Raw genomic sequence first — 21,467 nt, 5'->3', positions numbered from 1 at the left:
CCAACTGGCCCTCGCCCACCACCACGACTGGCCGCGGACGGCGACCTTGTTTGGGGCTTCGGGGCAGAGGTCCAATTCTAGTGCCACCTCTCCCCCACCATGCGATTCGGGTGAACGGCGCTGCATGGCGCGTCACCCATGATGGGCCGGGAGAACGTGAAACCTAGTTTTCACAGATTCTGCCCCGTACCGTTCCTCGCACCGTCACCGGGATTTAACCGGGTGGTGTTGCGATGATCAGGCTGTCACTCACTCGCGTGGATTGCCGAGACCACCGCCGGCCATCCCCACCACCGGCAGGTCCGTACCGTTCAGGGGAATACCAGAGGGAAAATCATGCCGCTTCAGTCAAGGAAGTCCTTGCTGGCCGGTGTACTGACCGCGGGGCTCGTCGCAGCCCCCGCAGTAGCACTGCCCGCATCCGCCACCACCACCGAATCTCCCGCGCCGGCCTCCACAGGGGCCGGCGCTTCCGTGTCTGCCGAGGAAGCCACTGAGGCCGCCGCCGCACCGGCAGCCGAGGGCACCGAGAAGATCTCGCTGCTCAGCTTCAACGACTTCCACGGCGCCCTCTCGGACGGATACTCCGGCACCCAGTTCGCGGATACCGTGGAGGGCTACCGCACCGCGTTCGAAGGGGCGAACGGCGAGGGTTCCACGCTGCTCACCGCCGCCGGCGATCTGATCGGCGCCTCCCAGTCCGTCTCCAACGCGCAGCAGGACGAGCCGACCCTCGAGATCATGAACGCCCTCGGCCTGGACGTCTCGGCCGCCGGCAACCATGAGTTCGACAAGGGCCTGGACGATCTCACCGGCCGCGTCATGGACATCGCCGACTTCGACTTCCTGGCCGCGAACTTCGTGGACCCGGAGACCAAGGAACCGGTCCTCACCGACCACGAGATCTTCGAGGTCGACGGCGTGAACGTGGCCGTGATCGGCGCCGTTCCGAACAACCTCTACGCGACCACCACGGGCGCCGGTCTGGAAGGCAACGAGGTCATCGACCTCGTGGAGGCCGTCAACGGGGTGGCCCAGGAGATCGAGGCCGCCGGTACCGCCGATGTGATCATGGCGACCTACCATGACGGCGCCCCCGGCAACGGCGATCTGGCCACCGAAGTGGAGAACTCCTCGGTCTTCGACTCCATCGTCAACGGCACCGACGAGTCCGTGGACGTGATCTTCAACGGCCACACCCACCAGGAGTACGACTACGACACGACCACGGCCGGCGGCAAGGAGCGCCCGGTTATGCAGGCCGGCCAGTCCGGCAACCTGCTGGCCGCCGTGGAACTCGAGATCGACTCGGAGACCAAGGAGATTCTCGGCTACACCGGTGAGCTGATCGAGCGCTCCACCCAAGCCCCGGAGGAGGCCGCCGCCGAGTCCGAGGTCACCGCCGAGGTGTACGCCCTCGAGCAGGCCGCCGTGGCCGAGTTCGAGGAACTGAAGAACACCGTGATCGGAGACATCGACTCCTCCATCACGACCGACTACCAGACCCGCATCGAAGAGACCGGGTCCTGGGGCGCCGGCGGCACCCGCCGCCAGGAGACCACGCTCGGCAACTGGGCGGCCAACGCCCTCAAGGACCGCATCTCCCTGTCCAACCCCGAGGTGGACCTCGGCGTCACCAACTCGGGCGGCCTGCGCTCCGAGCTGCTGTACGACCAGACGGTCGCCTCCCCGGCCTTCGCCGACAAGCCAGCCGACCTGGTGGGCAAGGTGAGCCTGGGCGACATCATGGACTTCGCCCCCTTCGGCAACACCCTGACCTACTTCGACATCCCGGGTTCCTCCATCAAGCAGGTGCTCGAGGAGAACTGGCAGGACGGCAACAAGGCCCTGCACCTGGGCTGGTCCGAGGAGCTGACCTGGACCTACGACGAGTCCCGCGAGCAGGACGACAAGGTCACCGGCATCTGGATCTCCGGTGAGCCCGTGGACATGGAGCAGATGTACACCATCGGCACCCTGTCCTTCCTCGCCGACACCTCCTGGGTGGGCACCGAGAACTCCGCCCCGGACGGCTACGAGGGCTTCGCCACCGGCCAGGAGAACCAGGTGGACCTGGGCATCATGGACAACCAGGCCTTCCGGGAGTATGTGCAGGCCGAGACGGCCACCGCCGGGCACGTCCGCCCGGACTTCGCCAAGAAGGCCGTGGAGGTCAAGGACGCCATGGGTACCGTGGCCCCGGGTGAGAACCTGTCCCTGACCCTGGACAACCTGGAGATCGACTCCGACGGAGCCGGCGAGGCCACCTCCGTGGCCGTGGCGTTCCAGCCCGCCGACGGTGAGGCCGTGGAGGTCGGCACCGTCGAGGTGGCTTCGGACGGCGAGTCCGCGGACCTGTCCACCCTGCAGGCCCCCGAGTCCACCGGCGCCGGCGAACTCGTCATGACCGTCTCCTACGACGATCAGTACGAGTCCACCACTGAGGTCCGTTCCGCACTCACGATCGATGAGGGCTCCCCCGAGAACTTCACGGACAATGCTCCGGGGTCGCGGCACTTCGCTCCGGTGCGGTGGATGCAGGAGCAGGGTCTGACCAACGGGTACAGCGATGGTTCCTTCGGCAAGGACCGGGAGATCTCCCGGGGTGAGTCCCTGGCGTTCGTCTACCGGTATCTGGACCCGGAGTTCGCCCCCGAGGGCGAGCCGTTCCCGGATGTCGCCGGTGAGCACACCCACTACGCGCCGATCGCCTGGGCCCAGGCCAACGAGATCAGCCAGGGCTACGTGGATGGGCAGTTCAAGCCCGCCCGTGAGGTGACCCGTGGGGAGTTCGCGTCCTTCCTCTACCGGGCCGTCGACCCCGAGCACCTGGGCCCGGAGCAGACCGAGTTCTCCGACGTGCCCACCGGTGATGCCGCGTACCAGGCCATCACCTGGTTGGCCTCGGAGGGCCTCTCCGTGGGCTACTCGGACGGTTCCTACCGGTCCGACCGCCACATCACCCGTGCGGAGGTCGCCACCCTGCTCTACCGCTACGAGACCATGATCGCCAACGAGGGCTGACACCCTCCACGGGACAACTGGAGGCCGTAGGGTCACCCCTCGGCCTCCAGTTGTCCCACCACGCCTTCTGGACTCTCTGCTGCCACACCCCGTCACTCCCACCGAAAGAAGTCACCATGAAGATCGCTTCACGCCTGACGGCAGTCGGCGCCTCGATGGCGCTGCTGTCCGCCACCCTCGTGGTCCCCTCTCAGGCCGCCACGGCCGCCCCCACGGATGACAACGTCATCATCAACGAGGCGTACACCAACGGCGGCTCCGCCAACGCCGCCTTCACCCACAAGTTCGTGGAGCTCTACAACCCGACCGATGCGGACATCTCCCTGGACGGCTGGTCCATCCAGTACCGCTCCGCCAGCGGTGAGGCCGCTCCGACCGGGGTCATCGAGCTCTCCGGCACCATCAAGGCCGGCGGCTACTACCTGGTCCAGGCCAGCAGCAACGGCGACACCGGCGAGGCCCTGCCGACCGCCGATGCCACTGGGGGCGTCTCCTTCTCCGGCACCAACGGGACGCTCGTCCTGGCCGATCAGGCCGAGACGGTCTCCCTCCCGGTCGGTTCCGTGACCGCAGAAGACGAGGCGGCCGGCGTTGTGGATCTGCTGGGCTACGGCACCTCCAACACCTTCGAGACCGCCGCCGCCACCGGCCCGTCCGCCAACAACGACCCGAAGTCCATGTCCCGCACGGACTACGTGGACACGGATGACAACTCCGCCGACTTCACGGCGAGTGAAGAGATCACCCCCACCAACGCCGCGGGCGAGACCGCCGAGGGCGGCACCGGTGAGCCCGAGCCCGAGCCCGAGGTCCCCACCGAGGTGACGCCGATCGCCGAGATCCAGGGCACCGGGGCCGCCTCGGAGATGGTCGGCGAGAACGTCATGACCCAGGGCGTGGTCACCGCGGTCTACTCGACCGGCGGCTTCAACGGCTACTACCTGCAGACCGCAGGGTCCGGCGGCGACGACGACGCCACCCCGGGTGCCTCCGATGCCATCTTCGTGTACTCGGCCGACACCGTGGGCGAGGTGGCCCTCGGCGATCACGTCCAGGTCACCGGCGAGGTGTCCGAGTACTACTCCGGCACCCAACTGACGGTCCGCTCCGGCGGCGTGGAGCAGCTCGACGAGGCGGCCGAGGCCCTCAAGCCCACCGCACTGGAGTTCCCCGCGGACGAGGAGACCAAGGAGGCCCACGAGGGCATGCTGATCGACCCCTCCGGGATGGAGTGGACGATCACGGACAACTATGACGTGAACTCCTACGGCTCCCTGGGCCTGGCCCCGGGCACCTCACCGCTGGACAACCCCACCTCCGTGGCCGCCCCGGGCGTGGAGGCGCAGGCCGTGATGGAGCAGAACGCCGAGGCGCTGATCGTGCTTGATGACGGTGCCTCCACCAACTTCATGCGCTCCCCCGGCAACCAGAACAAGCTGCCGTACCTGAACATCGACGATCCGGTGCGGGTGGGCTCCGCCGTGACCTTCACCGATCCGGTCATCCTCGACTACCGCTACGACGCGTGGAACTTCCAGCCGACCCAGCACCTCACCCACGAAAACGCCGAGGAGGTCCAGCCCGCCACCTTCGAGGACACCCGCGAGGCGGAGGCCACCCCGGAAGACGTGGGCGGCAACGTGCAGCTGGCCTCCTTCAACGTGTTGAACTACTTCACCACCCTGGGTGATGAGTTCGAGAACTGCGATGCCTACGAGGATCACGAGGGCAATCCGATCGCCACGAACTACTGCGATCCCCGCGGCGCCTACAACGAGGAGAACTTCCTGCGCCAGCAGGAGAAGATCGTCACCGCCATCAACGGCCTCGACGCCTCCGTGGTGGCCCTCGAGGAGATCGAGAACAGCGCCGAGTTCGGCAAGGACCGGGACGAGTCCCTCGCCGCCCTGGTGACGGCCCTGAACGAGGCCGCCGGCGCCGAGAAGTGGGCCTACGCCGCGTCCCCCGCGGAGCTCCCCGGTGATGAGGACGTCATCCGCAACGCCTTCATCTACCAGCCGGGCGTGGTGGAGATCGTGGGTGAGTCCACCATCCTGACCGACTCCGACGCCTTCTCCAACGCCCGCGAGCCGCTGGCCCAGACCTTCCGCGCCCTCGGCGAGGACGGCGGTATCGAGGGCACCGAGTTCGTGGCCATCACCAACCACTTCAAGTCCAAGGGCTCCGGCTCCGGAGCGGGCAATCAGGACAACGGTGACGGGCAGGGCAACTCCAACGCGGACCGCGTGGCCCAGGCCGAGGCCCTCGTGGACTTCGCCGAGGACCAGAAGACCTCCGAGGGCACGGACCGCGTGTTCCTCATGGGTGACTTCAACGCCTACGAGAAGGAGGACCCGATCGTGGTCCTCGAGGAGGCCGGCTACATCAGCCAGGGCGCCAAGTCCGAGGGCGAGTACTCCTACGCCTTCGACGCCGGCGTGGGCTCCCTCGACGGGATCTTCGCCTCGTCCGGCGCAGAGGAGACCGTCACCGGCACCGACATCTGGATGATCAACGCCAACGAGTCCGTGGCCCTGGAGTACTCCCGGTACAACTACACCCCGGAGCAGCTCTACACCGCCGATCAGTGGCGCTCCTCGGACCACAACCCGATCCTCGTGGGCGTGCAGCTCGGTGACGTCGAGGAACCGACCGACCCGACCGATCCGACCGACCCCACGGACCCCACGGACCCAGAGGAGCCGGGCAACGGGAACGGCGAGGACGACAACCCGAACAAGGGCCCGGGCAACAACTCCGGCAAGGGACCGAAGAAGGGTGAGCACCCGGTCCACGGTGAGAACCACCCCGGTCAGGGCAAGGGCAACCCCTGGAAGTAGTGAGTTGACCCCCGCTCCACGCTGAACCAGCGGTCAGAAGAAGCCCGTGTTCTCCGGAATTCCCGGAGGACACGGGCTTCTTCTGACCTACAGATGATGCGGGTGGGGCGGCGGGATCAGTGGGTGATCACCGGGTGCGGAGGGCCCAGACTGCGCGGGCGGCGGCGTCCGCGTCCCCGAGCGTGCGGGCCCTCCCGTCCGGGTCCCCACCGGCCTCCGCCGCGATCGCGGTACCCCACTGGACCGAGGCCAGTTGAAGGCCCAGCACGAAGACCCCCTCCTGCAACGCACCGGCGGCGTCCACCAACCGGTGGGGCCGGCCGGTCACGTCGAAGCCGCGGCCCGGCACGGGCTCACCCTCCTCGTCCTCCACAGTGTGGGGCGCCGCCACTCCCGAGGCGAGCATCGAGACCACTAGCGGCGAGGTGGTCTGCAACACGCGGTTCGCCGGCATCATCGCCTCCACCATCCAGCGCCCACGGTGCACGTCCTGGGGCTCCCCGGCCCCACCCACCTGGGGTGAGGACACCGCGAAGCGGGACCGGCCGGCGTCGGACTCGAACTGTGGGTCCGGGCCCACGAACCGCACCAGGCCCGCCCGGGCCACGGCCAGCAGTTGCTCCACGCGCTCCAGCGGCGGCCCGGAGGCCGCGCCCTCCACCAGGGATTCGAACCATCCGGACACGTCCCGGCGCCGGGAGGCGTCCGTGATCCACTGCTCCGCCACCAGTTGCTTCACCTGGAGCCGCGCGGCGTGCAGGGTCCCGATCGCCACCATCAGAGGAGAGTCCTCCCCCGCAGCGGCCTCGGTACAGATCCCCGCGAGGAAGCCGATCACCTCGCGCTGGTATTCCTCCCCAGCGGAGAACACCTTCCCCTCGAAGGGCCGGGAGAGGGCCCGGATGTCCAGGAACGGCATCCCCGGGGCGTACCGATGCAGCAGCGTCTGGGCCTGATGGCTCGTGACGGGCTCACCACGGCCGGCACGCTCCAGCAGGCCCACCAGCCCGGCCAGGAACTCCGTGCCGGGGCCGGCCCCACCCAGCAGCTCCGGGCACATCCGCACCACTGAGTGGTAGTAGGCGCGCACCACGTCCCGGTGGATCAGCGGCCAGAGGTGCACCGCGAAGTCCAGTGGGCCGTGTTCGGCGTGCAGTGCCTCCACGGCCCCCGGCACGAGGTACTTCAGGGAGACCGCATGCGGGACGAAGGCGTCCAGTTCCGCCTTGGGCAGGTAGCACACGCCGCGGCGGGAGGCCGGGTGCAGGACGGGTTCGGCACCTGAGGGCTCGTAGTCCAGGGCACGGCCGGGGCCCGCTCCCGTACGCCTGAACGTCCCGCCCCGGCCCAGCGTGAGCTGCGCCAGCGCGTCGAAGAAGTTCAGTCCCATCCCGCGCACCAGCACGTCCTCGCCCGCGGGGACCTCGTCCCAGTCCAGGTCACAGGGGATGTTCGGGCCCCGGTACTCCAGGTCCAGCCGGCCCGCCGCATCCTCCAGCCGCTGCTGCTCGCTCGTCAGCCGAGCCGGCAGGTGCCCCACGCAGAGCACCGTGGCGTCCGCCACCACCGTTCCCCCGTCACCCAGCGTCAGGGTGGCCTGTCCTCCGGGCGCCGCCTCCAGATGCACCACCTCGGTCTGCCGCCATTCCAGGCTCCCGACGGCGGCCCGCCCCCTCAGTGCGTCCGTCACCTCCCGGTACATCTCCGCCAGGTAGCGGCCGTACACCGCCCGCGGCGGATAGTCCGTGCGGTCCAGGACGCGGGCCCGGTCCGGGTGGGCCATCCGCCACTGGTCGAAGGTCAGCGCCACCGAGGAGGGACGCAGCCCCGGGGTGCCCGCCGCCGCGACGGTCGGGAAGAAGGACGGGGTGTTCATGAGGAACAGCTCGGACTGGCCGGTCCTCCAGACGTGGCCCGGGCCCGGACGGCAGGGGTCGAGCACCACGAGGTCCAGCAGCGGCGCCGGCCGACCGGGCTCTCTGACGGACTCCGCAGGCTCTGCGGATTCAGACTCCTCGAGCACGGCCAGGAGCCGCTCCAGAAAGGAGGTCCCCCGCGGGCCGGCGCCCACCACGGCCACGGTGAATCGTCCCTCGGGCGCTGGCTCGGTCATCCACGGGTCCTCTCGACGTGACGTCCCTTCGGCGGGCCGGTCTGGGTCCCAGCCTACGGTCACTGTGATTGCATAGGAGGATGCAGCCGAGCCTTGAGACCCAGACCACCGACGAGCACCTCTGGCTCGAGGACATCCACGGCGAGGGGCCCCTGGACTGGGTGCGCGGTCAGAACGCCCGCACGGAGTCCCTGCTCGGCTCGGAGCGGTTCGCGGACCTGCAACAGGACCTCACCAGCATCCTGGATGCCCCGGACCGCATCCCGCAGGTGAGCAAGCGCGGGGACTGGTACTACAACTTCTGGCGGGACGGCGAGCACCCGCGCGGGCTGTGGCGCCGCACCCGGTGGGAGCCCTATCTGGCCGGTGAACCCGAGTGGGAGGTCCTGCTGGACGTGGACGCCCTCGCCGCTCAGGAGGGCACGGAGTGGGTGTTCTCCGGCGCGCGGTTGCTGCGCCCGGACTGGGACCGCGCCCTGCTGCGCCTCTCCCCCGACGGCGGAGACGCCGTGGCCGTGCGTGAGTTCGACCTGGCCACGCGGTCCTTTGTGCCCGCCCCTGCCGGCTTCGAGCTGCCGGTGGCCAAGACGCAGGTCTCCTGGATCAGTCGCGACCGGCTCCTGGTCGGCACGGTGACGGATCCCGAGGCGGAGACCGGTGACGCCACCCGTTCCTCCTACGCCCGCACCCAGCGCATCCTGCAGCGGGGCGAGGCCCTGGCGGAGGCCGAGACCGTCTTCGCGGTGGACCGGGGGCACGTGGCGGCCTTCGGCGGCCACGACTCCACTCCCGGCTGGGAACGCACGCTGGCGATCGATGCGATCGACTTCTACCAGTCCACCACCTGGCTGCGTGAGGCGGACGGATCAGCGTCCGGTGGTTCAGCGTCCGGTGGTTCAGCGTCCGGTGGTTCAGTGTCCGGTGGCGAGCGCCCCGGCTGGCGGCGCCTGGACGTGCCGCTGGACGCCGAGGTGGACGTGCACCGGCAGTGGCTGGCCGTCTTCCTGAAGTCCGAGTGGGAGCTGCCGGGGGCGGTGCACCCGGCCGGTTCGCTCCTGGTCTGCACCGTGGACGGCTTCCTGGACGGCTCCGAAGAACCCCGGCCCGCCTTCCTGCCCACCTCCGGCAGCACCCTCTCCGCCTGGACCTGGACCGCCTCCCACCTGGTGCTGACCGTCCTGCAGGACGTGGCCTCGGCCCTCTACGTGCTGCCACAGGACGCCCTCGCTGCACCGGAACCCGGGGGCCCGGCCACACCGGTGCGCCCGGCCGCCCTGGACGCCACCCGGCGCATCCTGCTGCAGAACCCCAACCCCGCCGATCCCTTCCTGACGCTCGGCGTGGGCGCCGTGGATGACGAGGACCCGGACTGCGGCGACGACCTGTGGATCACCGCCACGGGCGCCCTGACCCCGCCGACACTGTGGCGCGCCACCCTTCCGGCGCACCTCGGTGACGCCGAGTCCGGGAGCCTCTCGGCCGGCGTCGTGCCCCAGCTGGTCACCGTGCGGACCGGGCCGGAGCGATTCGACGCCACCGGGCTGTCCGTTCGGCAGCACTTCGCGGTCTCGCGTGACGGCACCCGGGTCCCGTACTTCCAGATCGGCCCGGAGGACCTCGAACTGGACGGCGCCAACCCGGTGCTGATGGACGGGTACGGCGGCTTCCTCGCCTCGAAGCTGCCGGCCTATTCCGGGGTGTACGGACGCGGCTGGCTCACGCGCCGCAACGCTGCCGGCCGGCAGGGCATCCACGTCATCGCCAACATCCGCGGCGGCGGCGAGTACGGCCCCGACTGGCACCGGGCCGCGTTGAAGCAGAACCGGCACCGGGCGTACGAGGACTTCGCGGCGATCGCCCAGGACCTGGCCCGCCGGGGTGTGGCCGACCGCGCGCACCTGGCGGCCACCGGGCGCTCCAACGGCGGGCTGTTGATGGGCGCCATGGCCACCCTGTACCCGGAGCTGTTCGGGGCCCTGAGCTGCGGGGTCCCCCTGCTGGACATGCGCCGGTACACCGTGCTGTCCGCCGGGCACAGCTGGATCGCCGAGTACGGCGACCCGGACGTGCCGGCCGAGTGGGAGTACATCCGCACCTTCTCCCCCTATCACCTGCTGTCGGACCGTCCCGTGGCCGGTGCCACGGAGGGGCGCGACGGCGGCGGGCCGGGTACCGGGTATCCCGACCTCCTCGTGTGGACGGCAACCTCCGATGACCGTGTGGGGCCGGTTCAGGCCCGCAAGATGGCCGCGCGCATGCAGCAACTGGGCGTGCCGAACGTGTGGTTCCACGAGGACCTCGACGGCGGTCACGCCGGGGCCTCGGACAATCGGCAGGCAGCGGCCATGCACGCCCGGTCCCTGGAGTTCCTGTGGAAAGCGGTCGGGGATGCACGGGAGTCCGCCGCCCGACACCTGCCTGGCGACTCGCTTTGAACTCAGGGGCCTGCGGCGGCTAGCATGTCAGGGTTACCATCTCTGATGGTGACAGTGGAGACGTGCCAGAGCGGCCGAATGGACTTCACTGCTAATGAAGGGTCCGGTGAAAGCTGGACCGGGGGTTCAAATCCCCCCGTCTCCGCAGTGTGAGAAGCCCGGGAACCTCGAGTTCCCGGGCTTCTTCCGTCTCCCGTGCTGCTTCTCGGCCTGACGGGCATCTGACCCCACAGTGATCCTGCCGAGTCACAGTGATGATCACTGTGACTCGGCAGGATCAATATGGCTCGGCAGGATCAATATGGCTCGGCAGGATCACTGTGACACGGCGTTGAGGGTCAGTCGTCCTGGCCCTGCTCCCGCTGCAGGATGTGCAGGAACTGCAGGGCCTCCTCCGCGGTGAGCACCGTGTGGGCCGAGAGTTCCAGGGCGGCGTCCTCCACGCGGCCGTCCCGCACCAGGGCGGTCAGCTGATCGCGCAGGAACGGCGGCAGGTCGTCCGAGGAGACGCGAACCGTGGTCTCGTCCCGCACCACCTCGAGTTCGAAGGGGCGGTCGGCGGGCAGACGCTCGCCCAGCCAGTCCTCGGGCACCACGAGGTCGGTGGCATCCGCGATGTCCCCCGGCGGGACCGGACTGCCGGGCACGTCAGAACCCGGCGCGCCGGAACCCGAGGCACCGGTCCCTGGTGACGCCGAGTCCCCGGAGTCCCCGGCAGGGTGCCGCCCTCCGTCCCCCGTGGGACCGGATCCCTCAGCGTCAGGCGAGGCGGCCGGCGTCGCCCGCTCGGTGGCGCCCGGCCCCGCAGTGGTCCCGGTGGAGGGCTTGGCCCAGATCTGCGGGTAGGTGGCGAGCGACTGGACGTCCATGAGGGCCTCGAAGGTGCCGGCGCCGGTGGAGCGGCGGTAGGCGGTGATCGCCTCGGCCGTGCGGCCGGCCGCGATCAGCCGGTAGACCTCGCGGTGGGTGTCCTGGTCCAGGCGGGTCGAGGCGGCCCGCGCACTGTCCGCGCTGACACGGCCCGCCAGGGAACCGCGGCGTGGCTTCCCGGCACGCCCGGAGGCACCGGCCGCGTCCTGGCCACGGCCTGCCGAGGATCGGCGCGAGATCAGCAAAGCCGCGCCACCGACCAGTACGGCCACGAGCACCACGATCAACAGCGGAATGAGGTATTCCATGATCTCCAGTCTAGGGCGAGACCCTCAGGGTGCGTCGACGCTCCAGACCCGGTGAACCGGAGCCACCCGTGAGGGGTTCTGCGAGGTGAACAGCACCACGCCCGGATAGTCCTGCAGCTCGCCCCGCAGCAGGCGGATCCCCTCCTCGTCCAGGTCCGAGTCGAGCCCGTCCAGGACCAGCAACGGGGGGTTCCCCAGCAGTGCCCGGCCCAGCTTGAGCCGGGCCACCTGGGACCCGGTCATAGGCTGGCCGCCGTTCTTGATCCGGGTCTGGCTGCCCTTCGGGAGGCCCTGCAGCACCCCCTCGAGTCCCACTCGGGCGAACGCCTCGCGGGTCTGTTCGTCCGTGGCCTTCGGATGGCGGTACGCGACCGCGCGGGCCACGGTGCCCCGCTCCAGCGGTACGCGGATCGAGGCGTGGCCGAGCAGCTTGCGCCGCTGGCGGCCCGGGGCACGGGTGTAGTCATAGCCGTCCACCACCATGTCCAGCTCGGGGACGGGCTCCCCGGGCACGGCGGCGGTGTTCTGCCCCGCCAGCAGGTTCAGCAGGAAGGGCTGGATGCGGCCCGGGTCATGGGACTGGATGTGGATCACGTCCCCCGCGCCGGCCTGGAGCATGGGCACGCGCTGGCCCTGCACCACCATCCGGCCGACCCTCAGGCCGTTGGGGCCGGTGCGGGACCGGTCCCGCTCCACGTCCTTCCAGTTCGACTCGCGGTCCTTCTCGGCCTGCTGCAGCACCACGGCCTGAGCCAGCAACGGCGCCTGGATCCGGCGGGCCGCCTTGTAGTTCTGCCGGTACTCGACCACCCGGCCCAGGTCCCCGAGCGGGGTGGACATGACCCCCACCAGCGTCATGGCCGAGGCCACACCGGCGGTGTCGATCAGCCCGAGGGTGCCGAGCACCACCACGGCGGCGGTGGCCAGCGAGGCCGCCGTGATGGCGGAGGCGCGGACGAGCCCGGTGATGCGGGCTCGGGCCACGGCGGCGTTGACCACCTTGCCCGAGTCCCGGTCCAGGGCGTTGAGCTCGCGGTTGATCCCGCCGGCCGCCTGGATGGACTCCCCGGCGCGGACGGTGTCCGCGATGCGGGCGGACATCCGGCCACGACGGCGGCGCAGGTACCTCGCGCGCACGAAGGTCGCCTTGGCCATGGGGGGCACCGTCAGGCCCAGCAGCACGATCGGGATCCCCACCGCCAGGCCCACCTGCCAATTGGAGATCACCAGCACGCCGAGTACCACGATGATCAGGGGCAGCGAGGTCATCAGCGGGACGATCCCCTGGGAGACCCAATTGCGCACCGCCGTCAGGTCATTGGACGCACGGGTGATCGTCACGCCGAGGGAGGCGTTGCCCGGACCGGCCAGGGTGGTGCCGATCAGCTTGCGGCGCAGCTCGTAGACATAGTCCTGCCCAAGGTCCTCGCCGACCACGCGCTCACCCCACCGGGCCCCGAAGATGGAGAGCACGGCGAGCGCCAGGACGGACAGTTGCAGCCACGGGATGTAGGTGCCTGCCTCCGCTGCGGCCGCCGGGTCCAGGGCGGACCCATCCGGGGCGGTTCCGGAGTTCAGGGCCGAATTGACCTGGGCGGGCATCCCCAGCAGTGAATCCACGGCGAAGGCCATGACCAGGGCCATGACGGCCTGGAAGATGCCCAGGAGGAACAGGATCACCAACAGGTAGCGGCGTCGGCCCGCCCAGACGGTCGGCATCCTCTCGTCGCTCCCCGTGGCCTCGGCGGTGCCCTCGTCGTCCACGTCCGTCGCGGCCCCCACGGCCTCGGTCTCCACGGCCTCGGTCTCCACGGCGTCAGCCTGCTCTGAGCCTTCCGCCGACAGCTGGAACCGGTGCTGAGAGCCAGCCCGGCCGTCGTCGTACCGCTGTGCTGTGGGGCGATCCGGATTCAGGATGTCCTCCAGGGTGGGATGGATGGCCATGATGGGGTCCTCGGGACAGTCTTTCAGGACTGGGGCAGCAGGGCGGAGGAGACGGTGGCCTCGGTCAGCTCGTAGGTGTCGATGACCGGTACCCCGGCGCAGGCCAGGACCTGGTTGGCCTCGGCGGTGGCCAGCGGCGAGGAGGTCAGCACGCCGGAGACCGCGGCAACGTCCAGCCCGGCCTCCTGCAGCTCGCGGACACCGGCCACGGCACCCAGGGCGTCCCCCGCGGCGAAGACCACCCGGTCCACCACGGACTGGAAGAGCGGATCACGCAGCAGCCGGGCGGTCTCGCCCTGGTAGACGCCATCCGCGATCTCCACGACCACCACGTCAGTGTCCGTCTCCGCCATGGCGTCCACGAGGTTCACGGTCAGGGACCGGACCTGCTCGAAGTCCAGCCGGAAGGTGGTGGGGTAGCCGAAGTCGGTGAAGTCCAGGACCTTGGCAGCGCCGCCGTCCACATAGATCATCGGATCGTTGCCGGCGCCGGTGCCGGTTGACTTGCCGGCGGAGACCTTCAGACCGGCGTTGGTCAGGCCGTTGACCAGGGTGGCCATGGCGGTGGACTTGCCGGAGTTCATGGAGGTGCCCAGCACGGCGATGACGGTCGGCCGGCCCGGGAGGGCGGCGGCCAGCTCCTGCTCGGAGGCCCCGATCTCCGGCACGGGGTTCAGCGCATAGGGGGCGAAGCGGGAGAGGTTCACGATGCCGGAGGAGTCCGCCAGCAGGCCGAGGGGCTCGATCCGGGTGGGCTCGTCCATGTTGGCGTGCTGCTCGGTGACCGTGCCGGCCACACCGCCCGCGGCCACGAGGTGGCAGGGCTCCAGGGTGTCCGGGACGTGGGCCAGGAACTGATCGGCCGCGTAGCGGTGACCGTAGGCCAGCATGATGATGTGGCCCGGGAAGAGGATGGCCTTGCGGGACTCCGGGGTCTCGACGCGCTTGTGGTTGAGGATCTCGGACACCCGGGCCACCACCACGTCCCCGGCCTTCGGCGTGACCGTGGGACCGGTGGCCAGGTGGAAGGCGGAGCGGTCCGCTGCCAGAGCGGCATCCACGAACCGCGTGGTGTAGGCCGCCTGGATGCGGGTGGGCAGCTCGGCGCGCTGGTAGGTGGCGTCGGCGGTGTCGATGATCGTCATGGCGCTGGTCCGGTTCGTGATCTCGATGGTCATGGCGGGCCTCTCCCTGTTCACTGTCCTCTGGTGACCGCTCGGGGTGTTCCGCCGGCCTCGGGAACCATGGAACCAACCGCCCATGAGTGGTCCATGAGCCACGAATGAGAGCGTTCTCATCTACCGGCCTTTGCCCCTGAAATGTTGCTCTGACCTGGATTGATTGAGCCCATGAGAGTCCGATGAGCCAGGTGGTGACGTTCCTCACGATGCGCCACGGTGTCTCACAGGGACTCACGGAGCCTCCCGGCGCCTCACGGTGCCTCAGGGTGCCTCAGGGTGCCTCAGGCCGTGCCCCGCGGGCTCCTGATGAACCAGGCGAGGCCCAGCGCCAGCAGGCACAGGACCGCCGTCATGAGCACGGTCCCCGGCCAGCCGGCCCCGGCCAGGAACAGGCCGCCGAGCCAGCCGAACAGGCTTGACCCCGCGTAGTAGCCGAAGTTGTAGAGCGAGGCGGACTGGGCACGGCCGGACACGGCGGCGGCCCCCGCCCAGCCGGAGGCCACGGAATGGGCCGCGAAGAAGCCGCCCGTGAAGACGAAGACGGCGGGCAGGACCACCCAGAGGGACGGGACCAGGGTCAGCAACACTCCGGCGGTCATGGTGGCGGTGGAGGCCAGCAGCACCGGCTTCCGCCCGAACCGCCCCGCCAGCCGGCCGGCCAGCGGCGAGGTCCAGGTGCCGGCCAGGTAGGCCACGAACACCAGGGACACCACCGAGATCGGCAGGTTGAACGGCTCCTCGGCCAGGTGGAAGCCGAGGAAGTTGTACATCGCCACGAAGCCGCCCATGAGCAGGAACCCCTGGGCGTAGGTGAGCAGCAGTGGCACCGAGCGCAGGTTGCCCCCCAGCGCACGAACCGCCCCGCGCAGGGTGGTCCGGTGCGGGGTGAACCCGCGGGCCGAAGGGGCCAGCATCAGGAAGGCCACCGCGCAGGCGACGGCGGCCACGGTGACGGTCAGGATGCCGGCCCGCCAGCCGAGGAACTCCCCCACGGGCGCGGCCAACAGACGGCCGCTGAGGCCGCCGATCGTGGTGCCGGAGATATAGGTGCCGGCCGCCAGGGCAGCGGAGGACGCGTTGACCTCCTCATTGAGGTAGGCGAGCGCGAGGGCCGGCACCCCGCCCAATGCCAACCCCTCGAGCAGGCGGAAGGCCAGCACAGCGCCGAATCCCGGTACCACCGCCGCCGCCAGGGAGAAGGCACAGGCGGCCGCGATGGCCCACCCCATGGCGCGCTTGCGCCCGAGACGGTCACCGGCATAGGACCACGGGATCACCCCGAGCGCCAGCCCCAGGGTGGCCAGCGAGACCATCAGCGCTGCGTCCGCGGCGGGGATTCCGAGATCGCCGCTGATCAGCGGGAGCAGCCCCTGCGGAGAGTACAGCTGGGCGAAGGTCGCGACGCCGGCCAGGAACAGTCCCAGCAGCAGGCGGCGGTAGCCGGGGGTACCGGGCACGTGGCCCGCCCATTCCCTCCCGGATCCTCTGCTCACGCCCCGACTCTAACCGTGGCGACGGTATGCCCCGCCTCCTGTGAAGATCTGCTGACCTAGGATGGTGGACCGTGACCACTACAGTTGATCTCAGCCAGTCCTTCAAGGCCTATGACGTGCGCGGCATCGTCGGGGAGTCCATCACCGAGGAGTCCGTGCGGGCGGTGGGCGCCGGCTTCGTGGACGTGTTGGGCCTCGCTGGGTCCCGCGTGCTGGTGGGCGGGGACATGCGCCCGTCCTCCCCGGCCTTCGCCCGGGCCTTCGCGGAGGGCGCCACGGCCCGGGGTGCGGACGTGGTGATGCTGGGCCTGGTCTCCACGGACCTGCTCTACTACGCCTGCGGGGTCCAGCAGGCCGCCGGTGTGGTGTTCACCGCCTCCCACAACCCGGCCGCCTACAACGGCATGAAGATGGCCCAGGCCGGGGCCGTCCCGGTCTCCTCGGACACCGGCCTGTATGAGATCCGGGACGTGGCGCAGGGGTACCTGGACGCCGGCACGGTGCCCGCACTGGAGACGGTGGGGTCCGTGACCGAGCTGGACCTGCTGGCCGGCTACGCGGCGTACCTGCGCTCCTTGGTGGACCTGTCCGGGATCCGCCCGCTGAAGGTGGTGGTGGACGCCGCCAACGGGATGGCCGGCATGACCACCCCGGCTGTGCTCGGCGAGACCGTGCTGGCCGGGCTGCCCCTGGAGATCGTCCCCTTGTACTTCGAGCTGGACGGCACCTTCCCCAACCACCCGGCCAACCCCCTGGAACCGGAGAACCTGCGGGACCTCCAGGCCGCCGTGGTGGAACACGGCGCTGACATCGGGCTGGCCTTCGACGGCGATGCCGACCGCTGCTTTGTCATCGACGAGACCGGGGCGCCCGTCTCCCCCTCGGCCGTCACCGGTCTGGTGGCCCGCCGCGAGATCGCCCGCGCCCAGGCCGGGGACACCGTCAACGGGGTCATCCAGGCCCCTGAGCCCGAACCGGTGGTCATCCACAACCTCATCACCTCCCGGGCGGTGCCCGAGCTGGTGGCCACCGCCGGCGGCCGGCCCGTGAAGACCCGGGTGGGCCATTCCTTCATCAAGGCCGTCATGGCCGCCGAAGGCGCCGTGTTCGGCGGAGAACACTCCGCCCACTACTACTTCCGGGACTTCTTCAACGCCGACACCGGCATGCTTGCCGCCATGCACGTCCTGGCCGCCCTCGGCACCCAGGACGGGCCCTTGTCCGAGTTGGCCGCCGAGTACGACCCCTACTTCGCCTCCGGGGAGATCAACTCCGAGGTGATGGACAAGGCAGGTGCCGTGGACCGCGTCTTGGAGGTCTTCGCCCCCGGGTGGCTCGAGTCCGGCCGCCCCGACGGCGGGACCGCCACCACGTGTGAGCCCTGCCTGCAGGACCAGGGACTGGCCGGCGTGGAGGTGACCGTGGACAGCATGGACGGCACCACCGTGACGGCCGTGGACGGCACCTGGTGGTTCAACCTCCGCCCCTCCAACACCGAGCCCTTCCTCCGCTACAACGGCGAGGCCCACCACCCCGGGACCATGGCCACCGTCCGCGACACCGTCCTGGGCCTCGTCCGCCGGGACGCCTGAGGCGGCGTCACTCGGTGTCCGGGGTGGCACCGCCCTCCGGGGCAGCCTCCTCATCCGGGGCCCGGGTGACCCGGACCCGGTTCACCCGGTGTCCGGCCATGCGCAGGACCTCCAGAGTGGCGCCCTCGGTCTCGACCCGGTCCCCCACCTCGGGTACGCGGCCCAGACGGGCCATGATGAAGCCACCGACCGTCTCGTAGGAGCCGTCATCCGGGAGCTCCACGCCGGTCTGCTGGGTGAGCTCCTGCAGGATCAGTCTGCCGTCGACCTCGGCGTCCTGCCCTCGCCGAAGGGCGGAGTCCTCCGGCGCCAGGCCGTCATCGAACTCGTCATAGATATCTCCGACGAGTTCCTCCAGCAGGTCCTCGAGGGTGACGATGCCGTCCGTCCCGCCGTACTCGTCGATCACCAGGGCGATCTGGCTGCCGCTGGACCGCATGCGGCTCACGGCCTGCAGCACGTCCAGGGTGCCGGGCAGCACCGTGATCTCCCGGGCCATGCCGGCCAGAGTGGCGGAATGGTCCTCGACGCGCAGCAGGTCACGGATGTGGATGAATCCCAGGACATCATCCGTGTCCTCACCCGTCACGGGATAGCGGGAGTTCGGCAGGGACGCCAGCTCACGCAAGGCCTCTCCCACGGTGGTCTCACCGTCGAGGAAGTTCACCTCCGGGCGGGGCCTCATGACCTCCACCACGGTCCGCTCCGCGGCCTCGAAGACGGACTGCAGCACGTGCCGGTCGGTGTCCTCCAGGTCTTCCGAGGTGGTGACCATGGACCGGATTTCCTCGGCCGAGACCGCCTCGTGGTGGGCCTTCGGATCCCCGCCGAGGAGGCGGACCACGCCGTTCGTGGAGACCGAGAGCAACCAGATGGCCGGCCTCATCAACACCGCGAAGGCCCCCAGCGGCGGCGCGAGGACCGTGGTGAATCCCACGGCGTTCTGCATGGCCAGCCGCTTGGGCACCAGCTCGCCGAAGACCAGGGACAGGTAGGCGATCACCAGGGTCATGCCCACCAGCGCCACCGTCCCGGCGGCCTGTTCGCCGATCCCCCATCCCACGATGACGGGGACGAGGTCCGGGGCGATGGTGGAGGCACCGTACGCCGAGGAGAAGAATCCGGCCACGGTGACGCCGATCTGGACGGCAGAGAGGAAGAGGTTCGGGTTCCGGACCAGCGCCGCGGTCTTGGCACCCCGCTCCCCGCCGTCCTCGATCGCCTGGACTTGCGACTGCCGCAGGTTGACAATGGCCATCTCCGTGCCGGCGAAGACGCCGCCGATGAGCACGAAGAGCATGACCAGGGCGACGTTCACCAGGGTGTCTAGATCCATGACACCACGCTACCGGCCCGGACGCCGCCCATCGGTGCCGGCCGGTCCGTCCGATCAGCCGTTGAGGGCCAGCACGAAGGGCAGGACCTCGCTGGCTCCGGCCCCTCGCAGCACCCGGCCTGCCTCTGTCAGGGTCCACCGGCTCTCCGCCCGATCGTCCAGCAGCAGCACCGGACCGTGTTGGCCGGCCTCCCGGGCGGCGGCCAGATGGCCGGCCAGTTCCTCCGGCACGGTGAACATCTGCCAGACGGCGGCCAGACGGAAGGCGCTGTTGCCACCGGATTCTCCGCGTGGACCGCCGCCCACCAGGTCCAGTGACCCCAGATACGGCAATTGCCCGATCCGGGCGATGCCCTCGGCGAATGACCGCACCAGCTGCGGGCGGGTCCGGGACGGTACGGACACCACGGCCACGGGCCGCTCCGCCCAGTCCCAGGACGCCAGGACCTGGACGGCCCCCTGCAACAGGTCCTGGTCAATGGGGGCATCCTCCGGAGCGGACTCGGTGGCGGCGAAGAGTGCTCGCAGATGCCCTCCCCATCCGAGGTCGGTCAGCCGCGCCACGGCACGGCCCTCCAGCGTCTGGGACTCCTCCGGAATCCGCCCCTTGAGCGGCACCCCCAGCCGGTCCATGCCACTGGGCCAGCTGCGCCGCGGCTCAATCTCCACACCGACCCGACCCAGGGCCTTCGAGGCGTTGCCTTTCGCCGAGTCGTCGATGGTGGTCGGGAACCAGGGTCCCGCGCAGTTGTCACACCGCCCGCAGGGGGCTGCCTCCGGATCATCCAGCACCCGGGACAGGAACTCCATCCGGCAGCCGGACGTGTTCTCGTAGTCCAGCATGAGCTTCTCCTCGTCAACGCGGGCCTGGGCCACACGTCCGTAGCGCTCCCCGTCATAGGACCACGCCTCACCGGTGCGCTGCCACCCGCCCTGGGTGCGCTCCACGGCTCCGTCCACGGCCAGGACCTTCAGGAGCAGCTCCAGGGGGGTCCGCTTCAGGTCCACCCGGGTCTCGAGGGCTGGGACGGAGAGCGGCTTGCCCGCGGCCTCCAGTTCACCCAGCACGGCGCGGGCCCGGTGTTCGTCCGGCATGGATGTGGTGGCGAAGTAGCGCCAGATGTCCCGATCCTCGGGGCCGGGCAGCAGCAACACATCGGCGTGGTCCGTGGCACGCCCCGCGCGGCCGACCTGCTGGTAGTAGGCCACCGGGGAGCTGGGGGCGCCGAAATGGACCACGAAGCCCAGGTCCGGCTTGTCGAACCCCATCCCGAGTGCAGAGGTGGCGATCAGGGCCTTGACCCGGTTCTCCTTCAGGGCCTGCTCCAGCTCGGCCCGCTGTTCCGGGTCCGTCCTCCCGGTGTAGGACGCCACCTCGTGGCCGGCGTCCCGTAGCGCCCGCGCCGTGTCCTCGGCCGCCGAGACCGTCAGGGTGTAGACGATCCCGGAGCCCGGCAGGTCCCCCAGGTGGGTCAGCAGCCAGGCGAGCCGGCTGGCCGGACTGGGCATGCGCAACACCCCTAGCCGCAGAGATGACCGGGCCAGGGGCCCGCGCAGGACGAAGACGTCCCCTGCGCCGTCCACACCGAGCTGTTCAGCCACGTCCTGGACCACTCGCTCATTGGCCGTGGCGGTGGTGGCCAGGACGGGGACGGAGTGATTCCCAGTCCGCGGCAGTTGGGCGATCAGGTCCCGGATGCGCCGGTAGTCGGGGCGGAAGTCGTGCCCCCAGTCCGAGATGCAGTGAGCCTCATCCACCACCAGCAGACCCGTACGCCGGATCAGGTCCGGCAGCTGAACGTCCCGGAACTGCGGGTTGTTGAGCCGTTCCGGGGAGACCAGCAGCACGTCCACCGAGTCCTCCGCCAGGCGTTCCCGGATCCGATCCCAGTCGGTGGGATTGGCCGAGTTAATGGCCTCGGCGCGCACCCCGGCACGGGCCGCCGCCGTCACCTGGTCCCGCATCAGGGCCAGCAGCGGGGAGACAATGAGCGTGGGGCCCGCACCGCGGGCGCGCAGCAGCAGGGACGCCACGAAGTACACCGCGGACTTGCCCCAGCCGGTGCGCTGGACCACCAGGGCCCGGCGCCGGTCCGCCACCAGGGCCTCGATCGCCTCGAACTGGCCCGGGTGGAAGTCCGCGTCCTCATGGCCCACGAGCCGACTCAGGACCTCCCTGGCCTCTGCCCGCAACGCGGCCCGCCCGCCGCTGGAGGCTGTGTCCGTCTCGTTCTGCATCATGACGCCAGTATTCCAGCCGCCCCGGACACCCCACGCGTCCGGCGGGCCGCACGGTGGAGCCGGCGGCCGTCGTCGGGCCCTGTGGAGGAC

Annotated in this window: 11 protein-coding genes and 1 tRNA gene; 5 read left to right on the top strand and 7 right to left on the bottom strand. The window is 70.1% G+C overall.

Annotated elements, in window-relative coordinates; translation table 11 throughout:
- Positions 1-336 precede the first annotated feature (336 nt).
- Both IMT31_RS11465 and IMT31_RS11460 read left to right on the top strand, forming a co-directional pair.
- Positions 337-3,024, top strand: coding sequence for an S-layer homology domain-containing protein (locus IMT31_RS11465; RefSeq protein ID WP_413542865.1), 2,688 nt, complete (start codon positions 337-339; stop codon positions 3,022-3,024).
- A gap of 116 nt (positions 3,025-3,140) precedes the next feature.
- The gene (locus IMT31_RS11460; protein WP_413542864.1) at positions 3,141-5,864 is read left to right on the top strand and encodes an ExeM/NucH family extracellular endonuclease; all 2,724 of its coding nucleotides are present in this window, start codon (positions 3,141-3,143) and stop codon (positions 5,862-5,864) included.
- A 127-nt stretch (positions 5,865-5,991) separates the two neighbouring features.
- Here IMT31_RS11460 and IMT31_RS11455 read toward each other — a convergent pair whose 3' ends face one another.
- Positions 5,992-7,977: an FAD/NAD(P)-binding protein gene (locus IMT31_RS11455; protein ID WP_413542863.1), complete on the bottom strand. Its 1,986-nt coding sequence runs from the start codon at positions 7,975-7,977 to the stop codon at positions 5,992-5,994.
- Positions 7,978-8,057: 80 nt separating this feature from the next.
- On the opposite strand from IMT31_RS11455, the gene IMT31_RS11450 reads away from it, so the two are divergent.
- Positions 8,058-10,412 carry a prolyl oligopeptidase family serine peptidase gene (locus tag IMT31_RS11450; RefSeq protein ID WP_413542862.1) on the top strand — a complete coding sequence of 785 codons (2,355 nt, stop codon included), beginning with the start codon at positions 8,058-8,060 and terminating at the stop codon, positions 10,410-10,412.
- Between the two features lie 56 nt (positions 10,413-10,468).
- Positions 10,469-10,557 (top strand) — tRNA-Ser (locus IMT31_RS11445).
- 193 nt (positions 10,558-10,750) lie between these two features.
- Here IMT31_RS11445 and IMT31_RS11440 read toward each other — a convergent pair.
- The 4 genes from IMT31_RS11440 to IMT31_RS11425 form a co-directional block, all read right to left on the bottom strand.
- Positions 10,751-11,590, bottom strand: coding sequence for a hypothetical protein (locus IMT31_RS11440; RefSeq protein ID WP_413542861.1), 840 nt, complete (start codon positions 11,588-11,590; stop codon positions 10,751-10,753).
- Positions 11,591-11,614: 24 nt separating this feature from the next.
- Positions 11,615-13,534, bottom strand: coding sequence for an ABC transporter transmembrane domain-containing protein (locus IMT31_RS11435; RefSeq protein ID WP_413542860.1), 1,920 nt, complete (start codon positions 13,532-13,534; stop codon positions 11,615-11,617).
- Positions 13,535-13,557: 23 nt separating this feature from the next.
- Entirely contained in the window at positions 13,558-14,712 is a 1,155-nt protein-coding gene (locus IMT31_RS11430; RefSeq protein WP_413542859.1) for a DUF1611 domain-containing protein, read from the bottom strand.
- A gap of 284 nt (positions 14,713-14,996) precedes the next feature.
- Positions 14,997-16,208, bottom strand: a complete 1,212-nt coding sequence (locus tag IMT31_RS11425) for an MFS transporter (RefSeq protein ID WP_413542858.1) — start codon at positions 16,206-16,208, stop codon at positions 14,997-14,999.
- Between the two features lie 71 nt (positions 16,209-16,279).
- Between IMT31_RS11425 and manB the strand changes: the two genes are divergently transcribed.
- Positions 16,280-17,800 (top strand): phosphomannomutase/phosphoglucomutase, encoded by a 1,521-nt coding sequence (gene manB / locus IMT31_RS11420; RefSeq protein WP_413542857.1) that lies wholly within the window; start codon positions 16,280-16,282, stop codon positions 17,798-17,800.
- A gap of 7 nt (positions 17,801-17,807) precedes the next feature.
- Here manB and IMT31_RS11415 read toward each other — a convergent pair whose 3' ends face one another.
- Both IMT31_RS11415 and IMT31_RS11410 read right to left on the bottom strand, forming a co-directional pair.
- Complete coding sequence (locus IMT31_RS11415; protein ID WP_413542856.1) at positions 17,808-19,136, bottom strand: hemolysin family protein; 1,329 nt, start codon at positions 19,134-19,136, stop codon at positions 17,808-17,810.
- Between the two features lie 54 nt (positions 19,137-19,190).
- The gene (locus IMT31_RS11410; protein WP_413542855.1) at positions 19,191-21,377 is read right to left on the bottom strand and encodes a RecQ family ATP-dependent DNA helicase; all 2,187 of its coding nucleotides are present in this window, start codon (positions 21,375-21,377) and stop codon (positions 19,191-19,193) included.
- Positions 21,378-21,467: the final 90 nt, after the last annotated feature.

Origin of the sequence: Citricoccus nitrophenolicus (genome assembly GCF_047305825.1) — a bacterium.
Classification (GTDB): Bacteria; Actinomycetota; Actinomycetes; order Actinomycetales; family Micrococcaceae; genus Citricoccus; species Citricoccus nitrophenolicus.
Note: the sequence above shows the minus strand (reverse complement) of the source record. Positions and strands in the feature narration are given on the sequence as shown.

Excerpts from the sequence above, each read along its gene's own strand:
- IMT31_RS11465 (WP_413542865.1), top strand. The coding sequence starts at position 337 with ATGCCGCTTCAGTCAAGGAAGTCCTTGCTGGCCGGTGTACTGACCGCG.
- IMT31_RS11460 (WP_413542864.1), top strand. The coding sequence starts at position 3,141 with ATGAAGATCGCTTCACGCCTGACGGCAGTCGGCGCCTCGATGGCGCTG.
- IMT31_RS11455 (WP_413542863.1), bottom strand. The coding sequence starts at position 7,977 with ATGACCGAGCCAGCGCCCGAGGGACGATTCACCGTGGCCGTGGTGGGC.
- IMT31_RS11450 (WP_413542862.1), top strand. The coding sequence starts at position 8,058 with ATGCAGCCGAGCCTTGAGACCCAGACCACCGACGAGCACCTCTGGCTC.
- IMT31_RS11440 (WP_413542861.1), bottom strand. The coding sequence starts at position 11,590 with ATGGAATACCTCATTCCGCTGTTGATCGTGGTGCTCGTGGCCGTACTG.
- IMT31_RS11435 (WP_413542860.1), bottom strand. The coding sequence starts at position 13,534 with ATGGCCATCCATCCCACCCTGGAGGACATCCTGAATCCGGATCGCCCC.
- IMT31_RS11430 (WP_413542859.1), bottom strand. The coding sequence starts at position 14,712 with ATGACCATCGAGATCACGAACCGGACCAGCGCCATGACGATCATCGAC.
- IMT31_RS11415 (WP_413542856.1), bottom strand. The coding sequence starts at position 19,136 with ATGGATCTAGACACCCTGGTGAACGTCGCCCTGGTCATGCTCTTCGTG.
- IMT31_RS11410 (WP_413542855.1), bottom strand. The coding sequence starts at position 21,377 with ATGATGCAGAACGAGACGGACACAGCCTCCAGCGGCGGGCGGGCCGCG.